This is a genomic window from Curtobacterium sp. MCLR17_039, from assembly GCF_003234745.1.
GTDB classification, from domain to species: Bacteria; Actinomycetota; Actinomycetes; order Actinomycetales; family Microbacteriaceae; genus Curtobacterium; species Curtobacterium flaccumfaciens.
This window is the reverse complement of record NZ_QKTF01000006.1, coordinates 229,606-235,875: the sequence shown is the minus strand read 5'-3', so window position 1 is coordinate 235,875 and position 6,270 is coordinate 229,606. Positions and strand designations below refer to the sequence as shown.

Here is a 6,270-nt window from a genome sequence, read left to right as displayed (position 1 = left end):
GTGCGTACTCGACGATCCTCGTCCGTGAACACGCTCGGTGCGATTGGCACGCGTGCATCGGTACGATGGGTCCAGGCCAAACCGGAGGAGTCGCGCGTGCGGAGCGCCATCTACGCCTTCGACGGCATCACGATGTTCCACCTCTCGGTCCCGCAGATGGTGTTCGACGAGGTCACCCGGCTCGGGCTCGGTGGGCTCGGGGGCGGGGGTCTCGGCCTCCTGCTCCGTGCTCGGAGCGGCCTCGGGCTCCTCGGCGTCGGCAGCGGCGGCGTTCGCGTCGTCGGCGCCGGAGTCGGACGAGTCCGAACCGCCGTCGGACGAGCCGGAGCCGTCACCGATCTTCACGAGGGCGGTGCCGACCTCGACGGTCTCGTCCTCCTGCACCAGGATCTCCTCGACGACGCCGGCGATCGGCGACGGGATCTCGGTGTCGACCTTGTCGGTCGAGACCTCGAGCAGCGGCTCGTCGACCTCGACCCGGTCACCGACGTTCTTCAGCCATCGGGTCACCGTGCCCTCGGTGACGCTCTCGCCGAGCGCCGGGAGGTTGACGGATTCGCTCATCGGGTGGACTCCTCTTCGCGGGGGATTGCAGTGGTTGTTGGTGTCATTGTCACAGTGCGGTGACCGGTGCCGGTCACAGCGCGTGCAGCGGCTTGCCCGCGAGGTGCAGGAACGCCTCGCCGAGGGCTTCGTTCTGGGTCGGGTGACCGTGCACCAGGGGAGCGATGTCCTCCGGGTAGGCCTCCCAGTTCACGGCGAGCTGGGCTTCGCCGATGAGCTCGCCGACGCGGGCACCGATCATGCTGACCCCGACGACGGGGCCGTCCACGACGCGCACGACCTTGACGGAGCCGGAGGTCCCGATGATGTGGCTCTTGCCGTTGCCGGCCAGGTTGTACTCGTACGAGTCGACCTTGTCGGCGCCGTACTGCTCTTCGGCCTTGGCCTGCGAGAGCCCGACCGACGCGACCTCGGGGTCGGAGTAGGTGATCTTCGGGATGTTCTTGTCCTCGATGACCACCGGGTTGAGGCCGGCGATCTCCTCGGCGACGAAGATGCCCTGCTGGAAGCCGCGGTGCGCGAGCTGCAGGCCGGGGACGATGTCGCCGACGGCGTAGACGTTCGGGATGTTCGTGGCGAGACGCTCGTTCGTGGTGACGAACCCGCGGTCCATCGCCACGCCGACCTCGTCGTAGCCGACGTTCTGCGTGACGGGGCCACGGCCGACGGCGACGAGCAGGACGTCACCGTCGAAGGTCTTGCCGTCCTCCAGCGTGACGACGACGCCGTTCTCGTGCTGCTCGACGCCCTGGAACCGGACACCGAGCGAGAACTCGATGCCGCGCTTGCGGAACGCGCGCTCGAGCTGCTTCGACATCGACTCGTCCTCGGCGGGGACCAGGTGCGGCAGCCCCTCGACGATGGTGACCTCGGCGCCGAAGGACTTCCAGACGCTGGCGAACTCGACGCCGATGACGCCGCCGCCCAGGATGACGACCTTGTTCGGGACGTAGTCCATGCGGAGTGCGGTCTCGGAGGTGATCACGCGGCCGCCGATCTCGAGCCCGGGCAGGGACTTCGAGTAGGAGCCGGTCGCGAGCACGATGTTCTTGCCGGTGACGGTCTGGTCGCCGACCTGCACGGTGTTCTGCGAGGTCAGACGCCCCCAGCCCTCGACCACGGTGATGCCGCGGGCCTTGATCAGGCCCTGCAGGCCCTTGTACTTGGAGTTGATGACGCCCTGCTGGTAGTCGATCACCTTGGGCACGTCGACACCGGCGAACTCCGCGATCACGCCGTACTTCTCGGCGTCACGCGTGCCGTCGGCGATCTCGGCGGCGTGCAGCAGCGCCTTGGTCGGGATGCAGCCGCGGTGCAGGCACGTCCCTCCGAGCTTGTCGCCCTCGATGAGCGCGACGCTCATGCCGAGTTCGGCGGCCCGGAGCGCAGCGGCGTACCCACCACTCCCGCCACCGAGGACAACGACGTCGTAAGTCTGTTCCGTCACCTGGTGCAACTCCCTCGTGCGTGTCGGGCCGATCGGGCCCTACGTGGACACCGCGGAGGGCGGCGTCCGACGGTCGGACCGCGTGGTTCCGGTCCCGTCCCGTGCAGTACCGGTGGGAGGCGCGTCGGTGCGCCGTTCCCACCGGTACCAAACCTACTACTCGGACTGGAGGTCTTCTGCGAGAGCGATGAGCGTCCGGACCATCACGCCCGTCGCACCCTTGCCCAACCAGGCGTACCCGCCGCCCTTGTTCTCCGACGGACCCGCGATGTCGAGGTGCGCCCAGGGGACACCCTCGCCGGCGAAGCGCTCGAGGAACTTGCCCGCGAGCAGCATGCCGCCGGCCGGGTTGCCGACCGTGGCGTTGACGATGTCGGCGACGTCGCTGGACAGCCGGGCCTCGAGCTCCTCGGGCAGCGGCATCGGCCAGATCGGCTCCGAGACGCCCTCGGCGACGGCACGGACCTTCGCGACGAGGTCGTCGCTGCCCATCAGGCCGGTGGTGCGGTCGCCGAGCGCGACGACCTGGGCGCCGGTCAGCGTGGCGACGTCGACGAGCGCGTCGGGCTGTTCGAGCGACGCGGCGGCCATCCCGTCGCCCAGCACCAGGCGGCCCTCGGCGTCGGTGTTCGTGACCTCGACCGTGGTGCCGTTCTTCAGCATCAGGACGTCGCCCGGGCGGGTCGCGGTGCCGGAGGGCATGTTCTCGGCGAGGGCGAGCCACGCGGTCACGCGCACGTCGAGTCCCAGGCGGGCGGCGGCGACGGTCGCGGCGAGCACCGTGGCGGCACCGGTCATGTCGGTCTTCATGCCGAGCATGGACGCCGCGGGCTTGAGCGAGAGGCCGCCCGAGTCGAAGGTGATGCCCTTGCCCACGAGGGCGAGGTGCTTCGTGGCGGACTCGGGTGCGTACCGGACGACGACCAGGCGCGGGGGACGGGCCGAACCGCGGCCGACACCGAGGATGCCGCCGAAGCCCTGCTCCTCGAGCGCCTGCTCGTCGAGGACCTCGACGGTGAGCGGCAGGTCCGAGGCGAACCCGGTCGCGACGTCGGCGACGTCCTGCGGCCCGAGGTCGCCCGCGGCGGTGTTCACGAGGTCGCGCACGAGCGACGCGGCGTCGGCGACGATCGCGGGGCGCACGGCGGCGTCGGCGGCGACGTCGGCTGGCGCGACGACCTCGATGCGCTGGTCACCGCGGGCCGGGGCCTTGGTGCCGGTGCCCTTGTGCCGGGTGAAGGCGTACGCGCCGAGCGCCGCGCCCTCGAGGGCGGCGTCGACGAGCTCGGCCGAGTCGGTGGGCAGGGCGAGCGTGATCGAGTCGACGCGGGGGAGCTGTCGCACGGCGCTGCCGGCCGCTGCGCGGATCGCCGCGGCACCCGTGGCGGAGCCGAGCCCGATCAGCGCGACCGACTTCGCCCCGACGCCGGTGGCGGGCAGGCGGACGAGCTGGTCCTTCGCGCCGGTCACCCCGATCGCGGCGAGGTCGAGGCCGGCAAGGGCGTCGAGCGTGCCCAGGGCGGTGGGAGCGAGCACGGCGGTGCTGTCGGCCTCGCCGGACGAGCCCGGGCGGACCCCGACGACGAGCACGTCGGCGGTGGTGGTCTCGGGGGGTGAACTGGTGGTGGAGAGCGTCGGTCGGACCATGCTCCAACCCTACCGAGGGCCTGTTCGCTGTCGGCGTGGTCATCACGCACCGGGGACGTCGGAGGCCCCGCCTAGCATGGGGACGGTGAACCACCCCGAGGAGCTCTACACGTTCGACGCGGACGCCCCGACCGTGCCAGCAGGGTTGCACCTGATCGCCGGGCTGACCGGTTTCGCCGATGCCGGATCGGCCGTCGCGCAGGTGACGAACTCGATCCTCGAGGACCTCGACACCGAGCTCGTCGCCGAATTCGACCCCGACGTGCTGCTCGACTGGCGGGCCCGTCGGCCGGTCATCACCTTCGAGCACGACCACATCAGCGCCGTCGAGCCTCCCCGTCTGGCCCTGCACCTGGTGCGCGACGAGATCGGCCAGCCGTTCCTGTTCCTGTCGGGCTACGAGCCGGACTTCCAGTGGAACCGCTTCGTCCGGGCCGTCACCGGGCTCGCCGCCGACCTGCAGGTGGCCGACACCACGTGGGTGCAGTCCATCCCGATGCCGGTCCCGCACACCCGTCCGATCAGCCTCACCGTCTCCGGCACCCGGGCCGACCTCGTCGAGCAGATGAGCGTCTGGAAGCCCGAGACCCAGGCGCCGGCGAACGTCCTGCACCTGGTCGAGCACCGCCTCGCCGAGACGGGCGCGCAGGTCACGGGGCTCGTGCTGCTCGTGCCCCACTACCTGTCCGACACCGAGTTCCCCGACGCCGCCGTCGCGGCGCTGTCCGGCATCGCCGCCGCGACCGGGCTCATCTTCCCGACCGACGCCCTGCGCGAGTCGGGTCGCGAGTTCCTGACCCGCGTCGAGGAGCAGGTGGCCGGCAACCCCGAGCTCCAGCGCCTGGTCTCCGTGCTCGAGGAGCGGCACGACACGTACATGGAGGGCAACCCCGTTGCATCGCCGCTGACCGGCGTCGACGGCGAGGTGCCGACCGCGGACGCGATCGCGGCCGAGCTCGAGCGCTTCCTGGCCGACCGGCGCACCCAGGGCGACGCGACCGACTGACCGTCGCGGGATCCGGACGTCCCGACAGGACGGCCTGGAGGCCCGTGGTGGCCCCGCACCGCGCCTCCAGGCCGTCCTCCGGTCGCCGGCACGACGTGACGCACCTCGACGACGCTCGTCGCGTATCGACGCGGGGACGCGTCGGTAGCCTGGTCCGGTGAACTCCCGTCGTGCCTTCCTGATCTGGGGCGTCGCGGTCCTCGCGTACGTCCTCGCCGTGGTGCAGCGGTCCTCGCTCGGGGTCTCCGGTGTCGATGCGCAGGACCGGTTCGCCGTCTCCGCCGCCGTCCTGTCGACCCTCGCCGTCGTGCAGATCGCCGTCTACGCGGGGCTGCAGATCCCGGTGGGGATCGCCCTCGACCGCGTCGGCCCCCGCCGGCTGGTGCTCCTCGGCGCCGCGCTGCTGGTCGTCGGACAGGCGATCGTCGCCGTGTCCCCGTCGATCGGTCCGGCCATCGCGGGGCGGGTGCTCGTCGGCGCCGGTGACGCGATGACCTTCATCTCCGTGATCCGCCTGGTGCCGATGTGGTTCAGCGGCCGGATCCTGCCGCAGATCTCGCAGTGGACCGGCAACCTCGGGCAGATCGGCCAGATCCTGTCGGCGTTCCCGTTCGCGGTGCTCCTGCACACGGTGGGCTGGACCCCGGCGTTCGGCGTCGCGGCCGCGGCCAGTGCCGTCGGTCTCGTGCTCGCCGCGGTCTTCGTGCGGAACGGTCCCGTGCCGGTGCGGACGGACACGATCCCGCTGCCGCACTCGTGGGGTGCCGCGTTCAGCACGTTCGGGCACGCGCTCCGCCGCCCGGGCACGCAGCTCGGGTTCTGGTCGCACTACGTCACGCAGTCGTCGGGCACGGTGTTCTCGCTGCTGTGGGGTGTCCCGATGCTCCGGGGGCTCGGGTACTCCCCGGGTGAGGCGGCGGGGTTCCTCACGATCATCGTGGTCGTCGGGTTCGTCGCCGGCCCGGTGCTCGGTGTGCTCTGCGCACGGTTCCCGATGCGCCGGTCGAACCTGGTGCTCGGCGTGGTCGTCCTGCTCGCGGTGCTCTGGACGGCGATCCTGCTCTGGCCCGGGCACCCGCCGACGTGGTTGCTCGTGCTCCTCGTCGTCGCGATGGGGATCGGCGGGCCCGGTTCCCTCATCGGCTTCGACTTCGCCCGGACCTTCAACCCGGTCGGCTCGCTCGGCTCGGCGAACGGCGTGGTGAACGTCGGCGGGTTCCTGGCGGCCTTCGTGATGATGTACCTGATCGGCGTCGTGCTCGACGCGGCGGCGCGGGCCACCGGCACCACGGTGTTCGCCTGGGAGAACTTCCGGATCGCCCTCACGGTGCAGTACGTCGTGGTCGGTTTCGGCGTCGGGATGCTCCTGCACGCCCGCCGTCGGACCCGCCGCGTGCTGCACTCGGAAGAGGGAATACGCGTCGGTCCACTCTGGGTTGCACTCGTTGCACGCCTGCGGAAGCGGCACGTGCAATAATGATCACGGACCCGTTCGGGACCCCTGTCTGTCGGAGCACTTCGGTGCGCCGGTGAACTCGGGGGACTTGACATGGGTCCTAGTGCTGCCCGGAACGGTAGGACTCGTACGACGCGGGGGACTGCGGCG

The 6,270-nt window shown here is 71.1% G+C and carries 5 protein-coding genes; 2 read left to right on the top strand and 3 right to left on the bottom strand.

The window, feature by feature from the left end; genetic code table 11:
• The 3 genes from DEJ00_RS18795 to DEJ00_RS10035 all read right to left on the bottom strand — a co-directional run.
• Positions 1–564 (bottom strand): biotin/lipoyl-containing protein (locus DEJ00_RS18795; protein ID WP_309148139.1); only part of this gene is annotated, 564 nt, incomplete at its 3' end.
• A 73-nt stretch (positions 565–637) separates the two neighbouring features.
• Entirely contained in the window at positions 638–2,011 is a 1,374-nt protein-coding gene (lpdA, locus tag DEJ00_RS10040; protein ID WP_027465458.1) for a dihydrolipoyl dehydrogenase, read from the bottom strand.
• A gap of 156 nt (positions 2,012–2,167) precedes the next feature.
• Entirely contained in the window at positions 2,168–3,658 is a 1,491-nt protein-coding gene (locus DEJ00_RS10035; protein WP_111057240.1) for a leucyl aminopeptidase, read from the bottom strand.
• Between the two features lie 76 nt (positions 3,659–3,734).
• Between DEJ00_RS10035 and DEJ00_RS10030 the strand changes: the two genes are divergently transcribed.
• Positions 3,735–4,664, top strand: coding sequence for a proteasome assembly chaperone family protein (locus tag DEJ00_RS10030; RefSeq protein WP_027465460.1), 930 nt, complete (start codon positions 3,735–3,737; stop codon positions 4,662–4,664).
• A gap of 157 nt (positions 4,665–4,821) precedes the next feature.
• On the top strand, positions 4,822–6,141 hold the full coding sequence (locus tag DEJ00_RS10025; RefSeq protein WP_111057239.1) for a nitrate/nitrite transporter: 1,320 nt from the start codon (positions 4,822–4,824) through the stop codon (positions 6,139–6,141).
• Positions 6,142–6,270 lie beyond the last annotated feature (129 nt).

Coding starts and splice junctions, on each gene's coding strand:
- DEJ00_RS10035 (WP_111057240.1), bottom strand. CDS start 3,658: ATGGTCCGACCGACGCTCTCCACCACCAGTTCACCCCCCGAGACCACC.
- DEJ00_RS10030 (WP_027465460.1), top strand. CDS start 3,735: ATGGGGACGGTGAACCACCCCGAGGAGCTCTACACGTTCGACGCGGAC.